Raw genomic sequence first — 21,366 nt, 5'->3', positions numbered from 1 at the left:
TTTGATGCATACCAGATGCGTGGTGTGACGCATGGTTTCTGGGTGAGGAGCATAGAAGGAATTTAATGCAAGTGTAGTTGTGCAATGTATAGATATTGAACTCATTGAGGAGGGTGTTGATTAGTGGCTGAGCAATTTTCACCTCTTCATCGAACGATTTATGAACCTCGTTTTTCAGATAGGTACCTTAGTTTTATAACTGGAATTGTTTATGGAATTAAAGTGAAGCATTGATTCTTCAGGTTTAAGGATTTTTTATTCATGAGGAATCGTTAGGAATGAAGAGTAATGCTTGACAAAGGAGATACTGATATGTTTAGATTAAACTGCTTATTGCTGGTCATCGTTTTGTTATTCACATCTTGTGATAAGAAGCAAAATCGAGTTGCTACTTACCGAAATGTAGATATCAAGGATACTAAAATAAAAGTGAAGGGTGCGAATTATGTTGATAGATCCGGAGAACACCTTTGCTGGAGTCGTTTTCCTGAAGAGGTATTGTCAATGCCATCAACACAATCGATGTTCAATGCTGATAAAGCCCGAACGAACAGTGGCGTGCGTATGCAATTCAAAACTAAAAGCGATAGAGTAAAGTTGGTATTTTTGCCACAGTTGGGTGACAACAGAGGTGCTGCTTTCGCTATTAATCAAAATGGACAGCCAACGCAAACGTTTGAATTTAACGCGCAAGAAAGTTCGCAGCAAATGACCATTGAGGTGGTGAATCAGCATCCAGGCTTGTCAACTTATTTTGAGGTGGTTATGCCTAGCTGGGCCAATGTGGCTTTAAATTCGATGGAATTATGGGGTACGAGTGAATTGGAAGAATTGGCAGATGATAGTAAGCCTGTTTACCTGGCCATTGGTAATAGCATCACGCATGGGGTAGGTCAAGGCTCTGCGACTTACCTGACATATCCATACCTGGTAGCAAAGTCATTGGGATACGATTACTATAATTTAGCTGTTGGAGGTGCTAAAGTATCGCAGGCAATAGCCGATATGACTGATGAATTGCCAAAGGCGGACTTAATAACGATTTTAATAGGTTACAACGATCTTATTTTTAGCGGAAAAACGGTGGCGGAATACATCACTGCCTATGAAAGTTATTTACGATCCATCCGAAATAACCATCCCTATGCCAAAATCTATTGTATCACCTTAACATACACCAAAGCAGAGAAAAGTGAAAAAACGGGGATTACACCTGATCAATACCGATTGGCTCTTCGAAACTTCATTTATCATGAGCAGTCCAAGGGTGATAAGCGTTTGTTTTTGATTGAGGGTGATGAAATTAGTTCTGTTGAAAACTTAAGAGATGACAATCCAAACGACAAGGTGCACTTTAGTATTAAAGGTGCCGAACTATTTGCCAAAGAGCTAATAGAGATCATTGGAGAGTAATAAGAATATTAAATAATCATCCGAAATATTATGAATAAGCACATACTCAGTATTGTTGGATCAATAATTCTATTTGCTAGTCATTTAAGCTCACAGACACAAACTCTCAGGCAAATTGTAGATGACAAATATCCTGCAAATAATGTATACATTGGTGCCACCAGCATGTATAGTAAGATTGGGAGCAAGGAAACAAAGTTGCTTGCGCGCGAATTTTCTTATACAACGCCAGCTAATGATTTTAAACAGAGTTACGTGCATCCCAATAATGATACCTGGCGTTGGGATAAAGCTGACGCCTGGATTCAGTTTGCCAGGAAGCATCAGCAAGTCATCCGAATTCATGGACCAATAAGTCCTCAATGCTCGCGTTGGGCAAAAAATGATGCACGTACGGATATTGAATTGCTGACTAACCTGAGTGAATACATGACCGAATTATGTCGTCGTTATAACGATGAAGAAGTGGTGCAGTGGATGGATGTAATCAATGAAACGGTTAGTCGTGATGGTAGCTGGAAGACTTCAGAAACTGGGGATACAAAATGGGAATTACCATGGGAGTCTATCGGTTATGAAAAAGTGGATAAGGATAAATACCCTCATCTGGGTGGCAAGGTTCCCCTTTACATTATTAGGGCGTTCGAAATTGCGACCAAAGAAGCAAGCAATAAAAAACTGGTCATTAATCAACATGGAGGGATGCATGTGGAGATGTGGAACAAGGTGAAGGATTTGGTACGTTACCTGCGTGATTCTGGATTGAGGGTGGATGGTGTTGGCTGGCAGGCACACATCAGCTATGGTCGAGATGTCGATTGGGAGTCACCCGAAGTTAGCATGCAGGCTTTAAAGGATTTGATTGCATGGGCGCATACTAACAGTTTAGAGTTTCATGTGACAGAATGCAATATTCATGTACCTCTTAATAAGCCAGGAAGTGAGCAAGAGCATATTGATACTTACATGAGTGTTTTTAATACTGTACTGGAAATGCGCCATAGTGGCGTCGTGACTTTTAACTTGTGGAATATTAAGGATGTGCCGCATTATAAAAACAAAAGTAAGACGGTCATTGCCCCTTGGGATGAGCAGTTAAAACCCAAAGCCATTTATTTTGAGATGAAAAAAGCACTAGAAGATGCAGCTGACTAAACTGAAACTCATGGACAATACATTTAAATATACTTCACAGCTCTTGGCAGTAGTCTTAATAATCAGCCATTGTTGTTCATGTTCATCAGACTTGGAAAAAGTTATTGATGAGCAAATTGAGTTCTCTGATGAAGAATTAAACACACCAATCAGGGACATCGTTTCAAAGAACTTTTCAACAAATACACTTTTCGTAGGAGCAACCAGTAAGTACGATGCAATTGGAACGGAAGAAACTGACTTATTAGCGAAAGAATTTTCTTATACGACTCCTGCCAATGACTTTAAACAAAGCTATGTTCACCCTGACAACAATATCTGGAAATGGGAAAAATCTGATGCCTGGATAAAATTTGCCAGGGAGCAAAAGCAAATCATTCGCATTCATGGCCCGATAAGTCCCCAATGTTCACGATGGGCTCGAAATGACGAGCGTACCAAGGAAGAACTTTCAAGCAACCTCAGAGAGTTTATGACTGCTCTATGTCAAAGATATAACAACGAGGATGTGGTTGAATGGATGGACGTGATCAATGAAAGTGTTAATAGAGATGGTACCTGGAAAAAAGCTGCTGCAGGTGATGATGGTTGGGAAATGCCATGGGAGACTATTGGATATATACAAGTTGATGAATCAAGCTATCCACACTTAGAAGGTGTAATCCCAATTTATATCATTCAGGCATTTGAAATTGCATGTGAAGAAGCAACAAATAAACAGTTAATTATTAATCAACATGGCGGTATGGAAACAGGCATGTGGGATAAAATTAAAGATTTAGTTTGCTATTTGCGTGATAATGGGTATCGGGTAGATGGTATCGGATGGCAGGCACACATAAGTTATGGTAGAGATGTACAATGGGAAACACCCGAAGTTGATGCAGAATCTTTAAAACAACTCATTAGCTGGGCTCATGATAATAATCTGGAATTTCATGTGACCGAATGTAATATACATGTTCCCACAGACAATCCTGGCTCTGAACAAGACCATATGAGAACCTACATGAGTATATTCAATACGCTACTGGAAATGCGTCATGGAGGTGTTATTGGATTTAACTTATGGAACATAAAAGACGTCCCTCACTATAAGAATGAAAAGAAATGGGTTATTGCACCATGGGATGAACAGTTAGAACCAAAGACCATTTATGTTGAGATGAAAAAGGCCTTGCTTAAAGCGCATGACTAGAGTTTTTTATGAATAAATAGTACCGAATTAGTTAGTAATGCCAATCAATAGTTAAAAATTGGTTTAGGGATAATTCAAGGATAGACCTTGGCTGGTGAGCAAAAAAACAAGTTTGTTTTGACGTGAAATCGTGTTTGTTTGAGAATTCGACGTAAGGAGAGTTCGAGTTTTAGCGATTTAGTCAAAAGAAGCGTAGTTTTTATAGCGAAGCAGGCGTAGTCTTGATTTTGTTTGCTTACTTTCTTTTATCAAGAAAAGGAAAGTAAGTCAGGGTTTAAGGGATGAAATCCCTCTTTATAAGCAATAGGTTTAACCCTTAATTGGAATTAGTAATGAAAAATAATTAAGGTAGACAATTAGAATGGTTGGCATAAGCTAAAATATTAATTCAGATTAAGATCGATATTATGAGGTTTTTATTAAAATTATTGGTGTTTAGTATACTGCTGCCCTCGTGCGTAAAGCCCGTGCAATCGCAATTGCCTAACATTGTGATAATTTATGCTGATGATATGGGTTATGGAGACTTGAATTGCCAGAATCCGGATTCAAAAATACCAACGCCACACCTTGATCAGCTAGCTGCAGACGGGATGCGTTTTACCGATGGACATAGCTCTTCCGGAGTTTGTTCACCAAGTAGATATGCTTTACTTACGGGTAAATATCACTGGCGTACCCGGCATGGTATTGTTGGGAGCTTCGGAGCTTCTTTTTTCAAGGATGATGATGTTACTCTTTCACAGATCTTAAAAGATAATGGATACACCACTGCATGTATTGGTAAATGGCATTTGGGATGGGATTGGGAATTTGAACAAGAACCATCGTATGAAGTGATGCAGTGGGGGAAACTTAGAGAGGTATATGGCCCTGAAGATATTGATTGGAGCAAACCCATAAAAGGAGGGCCACTGGACAAGGGCTTTGATTATTATTTTGGAGATGGTACGATCAATTTCCCGCCTTACGTATGGGTTGAAAATGATCGTACACTGTCCATTCCCAACGAATTAATGACTCCTGAAAATATTGGCTTTCAAACAAAAGAAGGAGCATGGGAATTTCGTCCCGGACCACGCGTAAAAGACTGGAACCCTTATGAAGTGCTGCCAACCCTTACCGAAAAAACAGTAGAGTGGATTGAAATGCAGGATAAAGAAAGACCTTTCTTTTTGTACTTTGCTTTGCCTTCGCCACATGCACCCATTATACCGAATGATGAGTTTGACGGACAATCAGAAGCTGGTGCCTATGGTGATTTTATGGTTCAAACCGATTGGGTGGCAGGGCAAGTGCTTCAGACGCTGAAAGATAAAGGTTTGGATGAAAATACGATTGTTGTTTTTAGTTCCGACAATGGCACGGAGGCTTATGCCTGGAAACGGGCTGTTGAATACGACCACTTTAGTATGGGTGATTTTCGAGGCTTGAAAAGAGATGTTTGGGAAGGGGGGCACCACGTACCGTTTATAATAAAATGGCCGGGTAAAATTAAAGCCGGTGCAGTATCTAATGAGGTGATTTCACAAGTGGATATAATGGCGACTATTGCTACAATCGCCGGAGTGGAATTAGCAGAAGATGTTGCTCCAGATAGTTATAATTTTCTCCCTGTGCTTTTGGCTCAACCCCATAAAACACCTTACAGGGAGGCGACCATACACAATACTCGGGCATCTAAATGGGGCATTCGCATAGGCGACTGGCTCTACATCAACAGTAACACAGGAGGTCATAGGGACATGCCTGCTGATTTTAAAGAATTAACCGGCTATACCGATTTTGATACTGAAGGATTGCTTTTTAATATGAAAAAAGATCCGGAGCAGCGAGTAAATCTATACGAAAAATACCCTGAGCGCGTTGAAGAGATGCACAAAGAGCTTCAACGATACAGAGGTGGAATGGCAATTAATAATCGCAAATAATGGAACCCTCTTGCTTTCATGAACAAAAAGTTATAGCGTAATTCCTTTAAAAATATAAATCAACAATCAGTAATAAATACAGTCAGCAAAGTAAATTTAATAATATGAATACAATAAGACTCGCACTTATATGCCTGGTGCTGCAAATTAGTAGCTTAGTATATGCACAACACCACCATAAACCCCATACCGATGGTATTGAACCCTATTATCAAACCAAGCAGCTAAAAGATTATCTAAAAACGATAGATCCAGATTATTTGCCTTATATGTTTGCTTCTGAGGAAAATTTGCAATGGTGGAAAGAAGCTAAATTTGGAGTTTTGGTGTGCTGGGATCCTGCATCGGTTACTCAAGTTGCACTTAGCTGGGGGAGGCATGGTCGTCGACCGCATCATTCAACCGATGGTAAGATCACTAAAGGTGTTCCAGAGCAAGAGTATAACAATAGCTATAAATCCTTTAATCCTGATAAATTCAATGCTGAGGAGTGGGTTAAATTATGGAAAGAAGCAGGTATGAAATACTTTGTCTTTCTGACAAAGCATCATTATGGTTTTTGTATGTGGAACACTAAAACGACCGAATTTAACATTATGAATACACCTTATGGCAAAGATGTAATGGTCGATATTGCTAAAGCATGTGAAAAACATGATATGAAATTAATGTGGTACTATTCGCAACCCGACTGGACACATCCATTGTATCGGAAAGAACTTCCGCATACAGAATACAATGAACAGGTTTTATATCCACAACTGCGAGAGCTGATGAGCTACCCCGGTGTTGATGGTATCTGGTTCGATGGTCTCGGTTTGCCTCCAAGCAGATGGGATTCCCCCAAAATGCTAAAGATTATCAGGGATGTAAACCCCAAAGCGGTTGTGAATCATCGTCATGGAACGCCTCAATGGCACATGGGTGATTTTGATGGGCCGGAACGCGGTATTGGTCGTTTTCAAACAAACCGGCCATGGGAAACCTGTCACGTTCTTTCGGGGGCATGGGCTTATAATGGGGAATCTGATGCTTCACCTCTTCCAATAGCTATTCGTACTCTAACAAAAACAGCAGGTAATGGAGGGAATCTGATGTTAGGTATTGGTCCGCGCCCTGATGGCTCAGTGGTTGATAAGCATGCGTCCAGACTGAGAGAAATGGGTGAATATTTGGAGCAATATGGTGAAAGTATTTATGCTACTCAGGGAGGACCATATATTTCTGGACCATGGGGAGCCTGTACCTATAGAGAAAAAAAGGTTTACTTGCATTTAATGGGAGATATAAAAGACAACGAATTGATACTACCAAACCTACCCGCAGAATTAAAAAGTTACAGGGCTTTAACTGGTGAAAAAAACCTGAAAATTAGCAATACTAAAAAGGGCTTGAAAATTAGGTACGATAAAAATGAAATGTCTTTATTTCCTGTTATTGAGCTTTGCTTAGATACCGATGCCACAACAATTTATCCCATAAAAACACAAGGCCCAATATTAATAGGCAATGCCACCATAACTGCTTCGTCTGATTTAGGATCAGGCTTTACAGCTAATAATCTTTTACCACAAGCAGGTGAAGATTTTTCTGAAGGAATACATATTAAAAAATCATGGAAACCGGCAAACGCTGATGAGCAACCAACATTGATTTATAAATGGAAAGAAGAACAGCAGATTAAACAAATAAATATTAAAGAAAATCGTGACTTAAGAGCTTCTAATATTGAAAGTTATGAAATGAAGGCGATGATTAATGGTGTTTGGGAAACCATACACAAAGGTTACGAAGTTGGCCCTTACTGTGGAATCCACTTTAAAAATGTCATTAAGACTTCCCAATTGAAAATTATATTTGATAAAAAAGGAAGAATCGAGATCAACAAAATTCTCATTTCATCTGATTTTTAATTAATAATACAATTAGTTGATTGATAAAAATTAATCATTAAGAGTTATCAATAGCTCAAATTTAATTAGCAAATAATGAAAAAAGGATTTTACCTTATTGTCGCCTGTTTTATACTTGTTGGAAATGCATTTGCACAACACCACCATAAACCCCATACCGATGGTATTGAACCCTATTACCAGACGGAACAATTAAAAGACTATTTAAAAACGATAGACCCAGACTATTTGCCCTATATGTTTGCCTCGGAGGAAGACATGCAATGGTGGAAAGAAGCCAAGTTTGGCATTTTTGTACACTGGGCGCCGTCTGCTGTTACGGAGGTGGCTTTAAGCTGGGGGCGTTATGGTCGTCGTCCGCACCACTCAACTGATGGTAAGGTCACTAAAGGTGTTCCTGAGCAAGAGTATAATGATACATACAAAACCTTTGATCCCGTGAATTTCAATGCTGAAGAGTGGGTTGAAATCTGGAAAGAGGCTGGAGCCAGGTATTTTGTTTTTACAGCCAAGCACCATTATGGTTTTTGTATGTGGGATACAAAGACGACTGATTTTAATATTATGAATACACCCTATGGCAAGGATGTAATGAAAGATATTGCTGAGGCGTGCGAAAAGCATGATATGCGCCTGATGTGGTATTACTCTCAGCCCGACTGGACACATCCCCTGTATCGAAAAGATTTGCCGCACACTGAATATAACGAACAAATACTGTATCCGCAGATGGCTGAATTAATGTCTTATCCGGGTGTCGATGGTATTTGGTTCGATGGTTTAGGACTGCCACCAAGCCGATGGAATTCACCCAAATTATTGAAGATGATTCGTGAGGTGAATCCCAAAGCCATCGTGAATCATCGTCATGGAACGCCTCAATGGCACATGGGTGATTTTGACGGGCCAGAAAGAGGTGTTGGTCGCTTTCAGGTGAATCGTCCATGGGAAACCTGTGATGTGCTGGCAGGAGCCTGGGCTTACAATGGAGAGTCTGAACCTGCGCCATTAAGTGAAGTAGTACGTGTATTAACTAAAATTGCGGGTAATGGTGGTAATCTCCTATTGGGAACGGGTCCACGTCCAGACGGGAGTGTCGTTGATAAACATGCTACCCGTTTAATCGAAACAGGTGCTTACCTGAAAAAATATGGCGAAAGCATCTATGCAACACAAGGAGGACCATATATTTCAGGTCCTTGGGGTTCGGCTACTTACAGAGGTAATAAAGTATATTTGCATCTAATGGGGCACCAAGAAGGGCCAAGCATAGTATTGCCACAATTACCAGCTAAGGTGAAGAGCTATAAAGCCCTAACACAACATCAAGGTTTGAAGGTTAAAAATAATAAGGATGGTTTGATGATTTCATATCAAAGCAATGAAAAGGAGATATTCCCAATTGTTGAATTAACATTGGATTGTGATGTTGCAGAGATTCAAGCAATCAAAACGATTGGTGAGCTGATAATTGATAATGCATCCATCAGTTCTTCATCTGATAAATCAGATGGTTTTATAGCACAGAATCTACTGCCGGGAGCAGGTGAAGATTTTTCTGAAGGTATCCGCATCAAAAAATCGTGGCGTCCTGATGCTTCTGATGCTAATCCGGAACTTATCTATTCATGGGATAAGACTCAAACAATTCAGCAAATCTTTATAAAAGAAGGGCGGCGTTTGAGAAAGTCAGATGTGCGAGAATTCGAGATTCAGGTCTGGAAGAATGATAAATGGGATATGGTGTACCAGGGCAAGGATATTGGCTCGTTTTGCGGTGTTTATTTTAACGAAGCTTTATCAAGCAATAAGCTAAGGTTTGTCTTCAAAGAGCAGCAGAATCTTGAAATCAATAAAATACTTGTTTATACCGAGTAGACAAAAGGTGTTTGAATTTATTGCGGAATACAAAGCTTTACATACTGTATAAAGCTTTGTAGTTATAAAGAGAGTAAGGTTGATTTAACTATGCTATTGGATTAATGATAAGAACTAGAAATGAAGATAATTACTAAAGCAATCGTATGTACCCTTGTAGCAATCATGCTTTCATGTAGTGCCGATAGCAAGGATTCTTATTCAGATTATGTTAATCGTTTTAACCTTAAATGGAACAGCTTGCCACAAGTGTGGCATGAAGCCGCTTTTTTAGGCAACGGACGTGTAGGGACTACCATTTGGGGTGATACTAAGCAAGGCATACGCTTCGATATTGGTGACGCCCGAATTTATAAAAAAGGCAGTCGGGTTCCTGTAGGAAAATTTGTTTTGCATACCAATGATAGCATATCGGCTTTTACAATGCAACAGTCTGCCGGGCTCTCTGAAGTGAAAGGTCAAATTAAGACGAAAAGTGAAAACTATTCTTTTGAAACTTTTGCAGATATCAATGAAGATATTGTTCGCATACGTTTTAAGCACAGTGAGGCTCATCAACCAGTTATTGAGCATGTGCCACTTCCTGGAATTCAGTCTAATAAGCTGTTCAAGATATTGCGTCCATTTATCAGTGAACTAGAACTTGCAGATAAGGTAGACTTTACCCATCCTGTTTTGTATAAGCATATTTACAACACTGAACTTGTAAAGACCTTGCCTGATGAAGAGATAGGTGAGCATGAAGGCATAAGCTTCCGAAAAGTACCCTTTAGTGATGAGGTAGGCTATATTTTGCTTTGGCACATTGAGCAAAGCAGACAGGAAACAACACTTAGCTATTCTACTGTTTATTACAGAAGTGAAAAAGAAGGTGATGTTGTCACAGCTATTAATGAGTTTAAAGCAATGCTATCTAGGCTTTTTGAGGAGGCTAAAGTGGCTCACCAGACTGAATGGAATAACTATTTTAACGAGTCCTTTATATCCATTCCCGACAAGCGCATTGAAGCTAATTATTGGTTTCAGATTTATAAGATGCGTGCGGCTACTTGTGAGGGTGAATTGCCAATTGATTTATTGGGCCCCTGGTTCAGGGCAACCCCATGGCCGCGTATCTGGACCAATTTAAATGTTCAGATTACCTATCCGACTATGAATCAGGCCAATAAAAAAGGGATTGCAAGCACGCTATTTGATCATATGGATACCAATCAGCAGCATTTTATTAATGCCGTGCCTAAGGAGTACAGAGATAATGGAGCATCCATCGGCAGGGGATGGGCGCCTTATGATGGTACCAGCTTTTGGGGCGAATATGGCAATTTTTTATGGCTGCTATATAATTATAGTCAGTTCCTGGAACATTTCCCAGATGAAGCCCGACAAGCTGAAAAGTACTATCCCTTGTTAAAACGGGGTGTGAACTTTGTGCTTGAAAATTTAATCAAAGACAAAGATGGTATTTATCATGTGCCAGCCGATATATCACCTGAATACAAGGTGAATGGTGAAGTGCCGGAGATAGAGGATAACAGCTATAACATCGGACTGTTAAACTGGGCTTTGAAAGAAGTTATCTATCTATCGGAGAAATACAGTGATAATGCTTCAGAACGTGCCAAGTATAGCAAGGTGCTTAACAATCTGGTTCCACTTTATGTCGATGATGAAACTGGCATTATGCTTGGGAAGGATTATAAAATGGATGTGTGCCATCGCCATTTTTCGCATCTGCTGGCATTTTATCCTTTAGCCGTATTGGATGTATCTAATGAGGATGAGCATGAACTAAGTCGCCTGTCATTGGAACGCTGGATAACAAGACCTCATAGCGACTGGGGGTTTAAAGGCTATACCTACACTGCTGCCACCGCCATGTACGCCCGATTGGGGGATGCAGAGAAGGCTCTTGAATCTCTGAATCGGTATCTGGATGACTTTGCCACCTATAATACCTTCTATATTGAAACAGGTCCTGTTATCGAAACGCCAATGCATTCTGCATCGGTTACACTTGAGTTGCTTTTACAATCTTATAAGCTGGATTATGAGCAGGATGAAATCAAGTTATTCCCTGCTTTACCAGCAGAGTGGGAAGAAGCATCCTTTTCCAGACTTCGATCAGAGGGTGGGTTTATTGTCAGTGCAAGCTATGCAAACAAAGCTTTGGAAGGGGCTTGTATCGAAAGTGTGCAGGAACGAAGACTTCGAATCGTTTTACCGGTTAAGCAGGATATCAACTGGAAGACATCAGCGAATTCTTCTTTTGAACTGCAACATGAGAATAATAAAACAGTGCTGTCAGGTAATCTAAAAAAGGGAGAAATGTTATGGATTGGTGAATCTGATTCCCACAGTGACTATGTAAAGATAATTGCTACTGAGAAAACAACATCTTTTTACGGCATTAATTAAATCAAGTAGTATAAAACAAAAATAGAATCATGAAATACACGCTAATCTACTTTCTTTTATTATGTGGAATTATACTCAATGCTCAGGATAAACCCAATATACTATTTATATTGGCCGACGACCTGGGAATAAATGCATTGAACTGTTATGGCAACAACATTGTGGAATCGCCCAATATTGATCGTTTGTATTCAGAAGGAATGCATTTCACCAATGGATATTCCAACGATCCAACGTGCGCACCTTCTCGTGCAGCGATAATGACTGGACAACTGGCTCCGCGAACCAATATCTATAGGGTTGTAGATCGTTATCTAATGGCTAAGAATGCAGAAGAAATGCGCCAAAATATGAAGTACCTGCCGCCAGCAAGTAATCATTTGTATTCAAAGGATAATGGTTTAAGCCCCGATAAATTAAACATGGCAAAAGTGTTTAAGCAGCATGGCTATCGTACCGCAGCATTTGGTAAATGGCATTTGGGTGTTGGACGCTCAGGAATGAATAGTCATATGGGATTTGATGAGGCCATTGAAACCAAGAATCATTATGGTTTTAGTACGGTGCCAAAGCAAAACGATTATGATGACCTGGTGTATAATGCCGACTATTGTACTAAAAAAGGCAATGAGTTTATGAAACGTTGTGTCGAGGATGATCAGCCTTTCTTCTTGTATATGCCATACTACCTGGTGCATGCTCCATTTGACCCGAAACCGGCTTATGTGGCACACTTTAAAAATAAACTACTTGGTACTGAATACGATCATGAACGAGTGATCGACGTACTGGCCATGATTCGCTCATTGGATGATAGCGTAGGTGAATTGATGCAGACATTAAAAGAATTGGGAGTTGACGACAACACCATCGTTGTTTTTACTTCCGATAACGGTCACTATCAAGTCAAGGGTAACAACATGTTTGCCCAACCATACCGGGGCAATAAAGGCGATGTGTGGGAGGGTGGTATACGAATACCTTATATTTTTAGTTGGCCCGATCATATCAAACCCGGTTCAAGCTGCTCAACACCAATAGTTCATGTTGATTTACTGCCAACATTAGCTGATCTGGCAAATGTACAAGTGAACCCAAACCACCCATTGGATGGAATATGTTTGAGCAAAGTATTGATGGGAAAAAAAGCACCAGAAAGGGAAATGCCTTTGGTTTGGTTTTATACCAATTACAGTGGTTTTAATTCTAAAACGAAGCAGTTTAAGTCGAAATGGGTAAATGTGATTCAGTTGAATGATTATAAGCTCATTGAGGATGTAGAAACAAGTCAGTATGAGTTGTATAGCCTCAAAGAAGACCCGCTGGAAATGAATAATATCTTCTCGCTTGATTCTGACAATGCACAACAGTTGCTTGATGAGTTACAAAAAGCCAAAGAGCAGGCTGGCTTACCACCGCCTACCCCAAACAATGAATACGGAAAATAGAAAATTTTAAAGTGATTGAATGATGAAAATCCTGTTACATATTTTAGTTGTTCTCATTATAGTATTGAATGGTCATCATGCTGATGCGATCGACAACAAGAAAAAGCCTAATATCATTTTTATATTTGCTGACGATCAGGCCTATAATACCATTCATGCCTTAGGAAATAAGGAAATCAAGACCCCCAACTTAGATAAGCTGGTAGAGAGTGGTACTACTTTCACGCATAACTATAACATGGGGGCCTGGGCAGGAGCGGTTTGTGTTGCTTCACGTACGATGCTTAATACGGGGCGTAGTGTGTGGCGGGCCAAAGAATTAAATACCGTATTTCAAAAAGAGGATTCATTAGCCATCACTCAAACCTGGGGTAATTTGTTAAAACAAGCCGGGTACGATACCTATATGACTGGTAAATGGCACATTCAGGCGGATATCGATAAGTGTTTTGACTATATCGGAACGAAAAGATACGGGATGCCTAAGCAAACCAAAGCAGGGTATAACAGGCCGATGGATGAAAATGATAAAAACTGGTTGCCCTGGGATGCTAAACATGGCGGCTATTGGCAAGGCGGCCAACATTGGAGCGAGGTAGTGGGTGATGAGTCGATTGATTTTATCGAACAGGCCAAAGGCCGTGAGCATCCATTCTTTATGTATGTGGCCTTTAATGCACCCCATGATCCTCGTCAGTCGCCTAAAGAATATGTCGATATGTACCCCCTGGATAAGATTTCTGTACCCGACAATTATCAGCCTCTTTATCCTGAAAAAGATGACATAGGGTGTGGGAAAAATCTGAGAGATGAGAAACTGGCTCCATTTCCAAGAACGGAATATGCTGTTAAGGTAAATCGACAGGAGTACTATGCTATCATAACCCACATGGATCATCAGATAGGTCGTATTCTGGATGCCTTGGAAAAAAGTGGACAGAAGGATGATACCTACATTTTTTACACGGCCGATCATGGATTGGCCTGTGGTGAACATGGACTATTGGGTAAGCAAAATATGTATGATCATAGTATGCGATCACCTCTGATTGTGATAGGTCCTGATGTACCCGAAGGTAAAAGAAAAGAGGTGGATGTGTATTTACAAGATATCATGCCATCGACGCTGGAAATTGCAGGCCTTGAAAAACCAGCCTATGTGGAGTTTAATAGCCTGATGCCACTGATTACAAACCGTCGTAAAAAAGGGAACTACGATGCCATATATGGTTCCTACAAAGAACTGCAGCGGATGGTTCGTGCCGATGACTATAAGCTCATAGTTTATCCCAAAGCACAGAAGGTGAAGTTGTTTAACCTGAAGAAAGATCCTTTGGAAATGAAAAACCTGGCAAGCAATCAAAAGTATCAGAAGAAGATTAAAGAATTGTTTGGGCAATTACTTCAATTGCAACAAGAGATGGATGATGCTTTGGATTTAACAGCTGTGTTTCCGGAACTGCTCAATTAAAATGTATACAAATCATATTCATCGGTGCCATGAAGGGTCAGATGACTTTTAGATGTTGAAGTTTTATCTGTAAAAAATAAAGAAGTATATGCCAAAATTATTAATAGCGTTTTTCCTATTGTATGTAACTGGCCTAAGTGCACAAAATAAGCCCAATATTATTTTGATAATGGCCGATGACCTCGGTTGGGGGGATGTGGGTTACAATGGTAATCAGTTGATCCAGACACCCCATCTGGATCAGATGGCCAAAGATGGCATTACCTTTAATCGCTTTTATTCAGCGTCGGCTGTATGCTCGCCAACCAGGGCCAGTGTATTAACAGGCCGAAATCCATACAGAACAGGCGTGTTTACTGCTAATAAAGGCATACTACGAAAAGAAGAGTTGACCATTCCAGAGCTATTGAAGGAAGAAGGGTATACATCAGGGCATTTTGGAAAATGGCATTTGGGAACATTAACGACAGCTGTTAAAGATGCCAACAGAGGTCGACCCAATAATATGAAGGAATACAACCCTCCGTCCTGGCATGGATACGATGAAGCGTTTGTGACAGAATCAAAAGTACCTACCTATGACCCCATGAAGAAACCCGTTGATGGGGCCAGCCGCCTCGGTTGGGATTACCTTAAAGAAGGACAAGCCTATAAGTCTTATGGGACGCACTATTGGGATTTCGATGGTAATATTGTAAGTAATAATTTGGAGGGGGATGATAGTCGGGTTATCATGGATCGTGTATTGCCTTTTATAGATAAGGCATTAGAGAAAGAGCAGCCTTTTTGTGCTGTGGTTTGGTTTCATACGCCTCACTTACCTTGTGTCGCCGGGCCTAAATATCAGGCCTTGTACAAGGAACAGCCGAAAATGATTCGTAATTATGCAGGTTGCGTTACAGCGATGGATGAACAAATTGGTCGCTTGCGGAAATATCTGCTTAAACATGGTATCGGCGGGAACACAATGATATGGTTTTGCAGTGATAATGGACCAGAAAATAATAGTACTGGTACTACCGGGGGATTTAAAGCGCGTAAAAGATCTTTATATGAAGGAGGCGTGCGTGTACCTGGATTATTGGTCTGGCCTGACAAGGTAAAAGAAGGATTTGCAATAGATGCACCTGCAGTCACATCAGATTATTTGCCAACAATCATGGATGCTCTTGATATTAAATCAAAGAAAGTTCCATATATTTTGGATGGAGAAAGCCTGATGCCAACCATTGAAGGAAAAGCTCAGAAAGGGCTGCGTCAATCGGTTTTTGCATACGAAATATGCTTAGTTCGTCAGATATGCGCTATAAACTCTACAAACGTGATGGGAACTATGAGCTGTATGATATGTTGAACGATCCGTATGAAAAGAATAATATCATCAAGCAAAAACCAAAGATAGCTGCGGAGTTGAAGGCTGAACTTGCAAGTTTTTTGGAGTCATGCCAGGGGAGTTTCGAAGGTGATGAATATGGACAGGATTCATTTAATAAGTTGAGACAACAGTGGTCTGATCAGTTTGGAAAGAAAAATCAAGCTAAACAGAAGGGCTCTGAATAAGTGATAATGCATTAAGCTAAGCTGGACAAGCCGGAAAAGTATTAAGTATTAAGATTATTTACAGCTTGCTGAATATTCTGCCAAAAAATACACGAATATTAATGATTAGATACCAATAGCGTCCTAAAAAATATTTAAAATTGCTGTATGTCTTATGGGTGGTAGGCCTCAGGCAGTGAGCCAAAAAATAAGTTTGCATTTACGTTTAAAAATCGATTTCTGTTTGAAGCTTTTGAGGAACGAAAAAGTTGAGTTTAATCGATTTCAGTCAATCAAACGTAGTTTTTTTGAGTGAGATGCATGTAGCCTTGATGTTTTTTCCTTAGTTTTTGCCATCAAGAGCAAAAAGTAAGTCGGGTTTGGGCGAAGCGCCAATTTAATTTGGACATTATTGATTAGATACTAAAAAGGGTTTAGAGAAGTATGTTTAAAACCAATGATATGCATAGAGGATGTACTAAATGGTTGTTTTTAGTATTGCTAATAAGTGCGCTATTCGTGCCCGGATCTGGGGCTCAAAAACTCCGATTAGCTTCACCTTTTACAGAGCACATGGTACTGCAAAGGGATCGGCCCATTAATATATGGGGAGAAGCAGAAGCCTATCAACAGCTTAAGGTGAAGCTAGGTGAAGATAGCCTGTCTGTGGTGGCTGATGCCAATGGATACTGGCAAGCAGTATTATCGCCAATGCCGGCAGGTGGTCCCTTTGAATTTTCGGTGCAGTGTGTTGATCAGGAAATACGAATGAGGGATGTTTTAGTAGGCGAAGTATGGATCTGTTCCGGGCAATCAAATATGCAAATGGGCTATCAGCAAATACCAGATATAAAAGCATTGGAACCATTAGCTTGTAACATTAGAACCTTTAAAGTACAACAAAGTGTAGCTTTCAAAGAACAAAAATACCTTGAAGGCACCTGGGAAACTAAAAATCCCCCAAGTGCTGTGGCCTTCGCATTTGCTTATCACCTTCAGGAGTTTTTGGACGTACCCGTTGGCATCATGCTGACCTCCTGGGGTAGTTCATCTATTGAAGGCTGGATGCCCAGGGATATGACAGAAAAACTGCCGCATTTTAAACGCCTCATGAATGACTTTGATAGCGATATGGCAAAACATACCCGTATTGACAGTATTTTGTCCAAAAAAGGCAAACGAACAACCAAGGACGACATCTATTTACGTACTCAGCCTAATATTCTTTACAATGCCATGTTGCACCCGCTGGCACCTTATTCATGTCGGGGGATCGTCTGGTACCAGGGAGAGGCCAATAGTAAAACAATAGAAGGTATGCAACAGTATGGCACTACATTGCCGCTGTGGATAGAGAGAATCAGAACAGAATGGAAAAATAATCAGCTTGAAGTGATGGCAGTGATGTTACCAGGCTTTGAGAACCCCCTTATTCGGAAGAACAAACAGCCTGATAAGTTAGAGCTACCCGATTTGCCGTCATGGGCCTGGATGAGAGAAGCGCAATGTCAAGCGCTGGATTTGGGTGGTACACATATCATCACCACAATAGACCTGGGGGAAACCAGAAATATTCATCCCAAAGACAAGTTACCTATTGGCCAAAGACTGGCTTTGGTGGCCCAACAAAAACCAGGTAAAAAGAAACAGGAGGCACAAGGACCCATTATTAATAGGGTGACCATCAAGAATAATAAACTGGTGCTTCACTTCGATAATGCCAAAGGACTACAGACAATTGATGGCACCGACCCTAAGGCATTTTGGTTGGCTGACCAGTCAGGTGACTGGTATAAAGCTAACTCCAAAATAAAAGGGGGAAAAGTAGAATTAGGGTGTCATCAATTAGAACGACCATTATATGTCAGGTATGCTTTTTCAGCCATGCCTGAAGTTAATTTAATCAATGGAGCAGGGCTGCCAGCCCGTCCATTTAGAACGGATCTGTTTTTACCACCAGCCAACAAGTAATAAAATTAATACAACTGTATGCTACACAAAAAAATTCTATTCCTGCTATTGCTTTTACCATTGTCTCTGATCAGTAAGGGTCAGGAAAAAAGCTTAGTTATTGACTATACAAATAAAAAACTAAAATACTCAGGCCGTATAGACTATTCATCAGGTAACAGTGCCGACTTGCTATGGTCAGGATCATCCATTAAGTTTAATTTTGAGGGCGAAGCCGTCGCTGGCTTACTGAGAGATCATAAAGACCAGAATTATTACAATCTGATTTTAGATGATGATAGCATCATAGTATTTAATCCAGGGACCGAGAAAAAATTCTACACGCTGGTTTCAGGCTTAAGTAAAGGAAGGCATACACTTGAAATATTCAAACGAACCGAATGGGGGCGTGGCAAAACATCCTTTTATCAGTTTAAGATTGAAGGTAATGCCAAATTGTTACGAGCACCAGAAGAGAAAAAACGAAAAATTGAGTTTTATGGCAACTCCATAACAGCGGGTTATGGTAATGAGGATTTAGAGGCTGACAGGCCAGATAGCATTTTTACCAATAACTACAAAAGTTATGCGGCCATTACGGCACGACATTTCGATGCGGAGTATTCCTGCATCGCCAAAGGAGGTATTGGCATCATGCTGAGCTGGTTTAACTTTACAATGCCACAATTGTATGATCGTTTTGCTCCAAACGATGATTCCGGACTATGGAACTTCAAACAATACAAACCGCAAGTAGTAGTTATCAACTTGTTTCAGAATGACTCGTGGCTGGTGAAAAAGCCGGAACGTAAAGAGTTTAAAGCAGCTTTTGGGAGCACTCCCCCTGACGAGCGTTATATTATTAATGCTTATAAAGAATTTGTGAGTAGTATTCGTTCAAAATATCCCAAAGCTTCTATTATTTGTGCCCTGGGCAGCATGGATGCGACTAAAGAAGGCTCGCCCTGGCCAGGCTATGTTCAAACAGCCGTAGAGGAGATGAATGATCAGAAGCTGTTTACTTTGGTATTTCCCTATAAAAATACCCAAGGACACCCCAAAGTACATGAGCATGAAGTGATGGCGAAGTACTTGGTTGCTTTTATAGAAGAAAATGTTAAATGGTAGACTTACTTTAAGAAAACGAAATGATGATATTGAGATTACTGAACATCAGGCTACTGCTTGCAATAGGAGTGCTATTTATAACAAACATTATTTTAGCTCAGGATGCAAATTTTCATATTTACCTCTGCTTTGGACAGTCCAACATGGAAGGGCAGGGAGTGATTGAGGAAAAAGACAGAATAGTGGATGAGCGCTTTCAAGTGATGCAGGCACTTAATTGTGAAGAGCTGAATCGACAAAAAGGCGAATGGTATACGGCTGTTCCGCCTTTAGGATTTTGTAATAAGGGATTGTCGCCAGCTGACTATTTTGGCCGAACAATGGTGGCGAATTTATCAGACAGCATTAAAGTTGGTGTTATATTAGTGGCAATAGGAGGCTGCGATATCCGTTTATTTGATAAAGACCAATACCGGGATTATGATTCGAAGGACGGTAAAGTCTGGTTTGAACGAAAAGTAGCGAGTTATGGAGGTCATCCGTATAATTGTTTAATTGAACTGGCCCAAAAAGCACAGCAGGATGGTGTAATCAAGGGTATATTATTGCACCAGGGTGAAACCAATACCGGTAATGCTGAATGGCCAATGTATGTGCAAAAGATTTATAATGACATGCTGGAAGATCTTTCGTTAGAAGCCGATGAGGTACCGATTCTGGCAGGAGAGATGGTGACGGAGCCTGATAACTGTTGCGCCACCATGAACCCGATTATTCATACCCTACCAGAAGTGATCCCCAATGCACATGTTATTTCATCAGCAGCTTGTCCGGCCAAAGACAGAGCACATTTTAATGCCGAAGGTTATCGCATGATTGGTAAGCGTTATGGGGAGAAGATGTTGTCATTGTATCTTTTAAATCATTAACTAAATACATATCTAATGTAATTGCAGGTGCTCAGCTTCCAGGCGAACATGTAATTGATGGCGTATCTATTGCTGATGTTATTTTTGGTGTTTCTGATAGTTCGAGCAAAGCATACATACAGGCTCTTGGCTCATATCCCGCTATTATTAGCAACAGCCGTATAATAAATACATTTAAGTTCAGAGACCGGTTTTTTCGCGATGGTCGATATAAGGTGTTCATTAATACATCAAAAGAGATTTATGCCTTGTTTGATCTACTAGAAGATCCTTTAGAACGAAGGAACCTCATCCATTCATCAAACCGTAAAATTCAGGATATCCTTACTAAATTCCAGCATGAGTTAGATGCTATATCTGATATTGATAATAATACTACTTACCAGAAAGGACCATCAACGGCATGGGATGTTGATACCTGCAAACACAATGCTTCATCGCGGAAAAAAATGAGAGTGTCCAATAGAGTTGATTGAACATTGTGTTCTCATAGTTTTGCTAAGATGCACTTTGAAACATGTTTGGTATTACAAGGTGATTAAATTATACCTGCGAGGTATTAAACTCATACTAAACTCAAATTAAACTCATACCAAACTCATATTAAATTCGATTTTACTTGAGTTTAATGTGAGTTAAATATGAAGTAAATATAGCTTGAGTATGATTTTATAGTATAAAAAATAAGGGCTAGTTAGCTTTGTGTTATACTTATTACTATTCAAAATGCGCCTTTCGTTCGCTTCACTCCTAAAAGCACTATGAATATGTATCGGCATTATACCAGCGCATTTTAATATTTAAATGGTATTAGCACAGGATTATGAAAACTGTGCTAACACAAAGCTAATTTGAGCTGGGATTTCCATTTAGCCCATGTTATTGGAGTTTAACCTGGTGGTAGCAAATCATTGGAAGAATAAATCATCCCTTCGATCTTTTAATTCTAAAAGAACATTTGTAGCTTTCACCTTCTTAATTAAGGGTGCAGTTCTCATATTACGCAGCATTTTTAGTGTAGTATACGTCAGAAAAATGTTTCCAAAAACCATCCCATC

General features: G+C 40.0%; 15 protein-coding genes. All 15 read left to right on the top strand.

Going from position 1 to position 21,366, the window contains the following annotated elements; translation table 11 throughout:
* Window positions 1–312: 312 nt before the first annotated feature.
* The 15 genes from JIV24_RS17945 to JIV24_RS17875 all read left to right on the top strand — a co-directional run bounded on the left by JIV24_RS17945 (window position 313) and on the right by JIV24_RS17875 (window position 20,784).
* Window positions 313–1,413, top strand: a complete 1,101-nt coding sequence (locus JIV24_RS17945; RefSeq protein WP_200466456.1) for an SGNH/GDSL hydrolase family protein — start codon at window positions 313–315, stop codon at window positions 1,411–1,413.
* A gap of 30 nt (window positions 1,414–1,443) precedes the next feature.
* Window positions 1,444–2,568, top strand: coding sequence for an endo-1,4-beta-xylanase (locus JIV24_RS17940; protein WP_200466455.1), 1,125 nt, complete (start codon window positions 1,444–1,446; stop codon window positions 2,566–2,568).
* A gap of 10 nt (window positions 2,569–2,578) precedes the next feature.
* Window positions 2,579–3,766: an endo-1,4-beta-xylanase gene (locus JIV24_RS17935; RefSeq protein WP_200466454.1), complete on the top strand. Its 1,188-nt coding sequence runs from the start codon at window positions 2,579–2,581 to the stop codon at window positions 3,764–3,766.
* Between the two features lie 407 nt (window positions 3,767–4,173).
* Window positions 4,174–5,697: a sulfatase family protein gene (locus JIV24_RS17930; protein WP_200466453.1), complete on the top strand. Its 1,524-nt coding sequence runs from the start codon at window positions 4,174–4,176 to the stop codon at window positions 5,695–5,697.
* 104 nt (window positions 5,698–5,801) lie between these two features.
* Window positions 5,802–7,610: an alpha-L-fucosidase gene (locus JIV24_RS17925; protein WP_200466452.1), complete on the top strand. Its 1,809-nt coding sequence runs from the start codon at window positions 5,802–5,804 to the stop codon at window positions 7,608–7,610.
* Between the two features lie 75 nt (window positions 7,611–7,685).
* Window positions 7,686–9,488 carry an alpha-L-fucosidase gene (locus tag JIV24_RS17920; RefSeq protein ID WP_200466451.1) on the top strand — a complete coding sequence of 601 codons (1,803 nt, stop codon included), beginning with the start codon at window positions 7,686–7,688 and terminating at the stop codon, window positions 9,486–9,488.
* A gap of 120 nt (window positions 9,489–9,608) precedes the next feature.
* Window positions 9,609–11,903, top strand: coding sequence for a glycosyl hydrolase family 95 catalytic domain-containing protein (locus JIV24_RS17915; RefSeq protein WP_200466450.1), 2,295 nt, complete (start codon window positions 9,609–9,611; stop codon window positions 11,901–11,903).
* Window positions 11,904–11,932: 29 nt separating this feature from the next.
* Window positions 11,933–13,351, top strand: coding sequence for a sulfatase (locus JIV24_RS17910; RefSeq protein WP_200466449.1), 1,419 nt, complete (start codon window positions 11,933–11,935; stop codon window positions 13,349–13,351).
* A 19-nt stretch (window positions 13,352–13,370) separates the two neighbouring features.
* Window positions 13,371–14,822: a sulfatase-like hydrolase/transferase gene (locus tag JIV24_RS17905; RefSeq protein ID WP_200466448.1), complete on the top strand. Its 1,452-nt coding sequence runs from the start codon at window positions 13,371–13,373 to the stop codon at window positions 14,820–14,822.
* 88 nt (window positions 14,823–14,910) lie between these two features.
* Entirely contained in the window at window positions 14,911–16,176 is a 1,266-nt protein-coding gene (locus JIV24_RS17900; RefSeq protein ID WP_200466447.1) for a sulfatase family protein, read from the top strand.
* The gene (locus JIV24_RS17895; RefSeq protein ID WP_200466446.1) at window positions 16,170–16,382 is read left to right on the top strand and encodes a hypothetical protein; all 213 of its coding nucleotides are present in this window, start codon (window positions 16,170–16,172) and stop codon (window positions 16,380–16,382) included. Before JIV24_RS17900 ends, JIV24_RS17895 begins: the two co-directional genes overlap by 7 nt.
* Window positions 16,383–16,823: 441 nt before the next feature.
* Complete coding sequence (locus JIV24_RS17890) at window positions 16,824–18,332, top strand: sialate O-acetylesterase (protein WP_200466445.1); 1,509 nt, start codon at window positions 16,824–16,826, stop codon at window positions 18,330–18,332.
* Window positions 18,333–18,350: 18 nt separating this feature from the next.
* Window positions 18,351–19,439 carry an SGNH/GDSL hydrolase family protein gene (locus JIV24_RS17885; protein ID WP_200466444.1) on the top strand — a complete coding sequence of 363 codons (1,089 nt, stop codon included), beginning with the start codon at window positions 18,351–18,353 and terminating at the stop codon, window positions 19,437–19,439.
* Between the two features lie 20 nt (window positions 19,440–19,459).
* Window positions 19,460–20,308, top strand: a complete 849-nt coding sequence (locus JIV24_RS17880) for a sialate O-acetylesterase (protein WP_234445870.1) — start codon at window positions 19,460–19,462, stop codon at window positions 20,306–20,308.
* A gap of 248 nt (window positions 20,309–20,556) precedes the next feature.
* Complete coding sequence (locus JIV24_RS17875; RefSeq protein WP_200466443.1) at window positions 20,557–20,784, top strand: hypothetical protein; 228 nt, start codon at window positions 20,557–20,559, stop codon at window positions 20,782–20,784.
* The last annotated feature ends 582 nt before the right edge of the window (window positions 20,785–21,366 follow it).

The sequence above is a fragment of the Carboxylicivirga marina genome (assembly GCF_016612505.1).
In the GTDB taxonomy this organism is placed as follows: Bacteria; Bacteroidota; Bacteroidia; order Bacteroidales; family Marinilabiliaceae; genus Carboxylicivirga; species Carboxylicivirga marina.
Note: the sequence above shows the minus strand (reverse complement) of the source record. Positions and strands in the feature narration are given on the sequence as shown.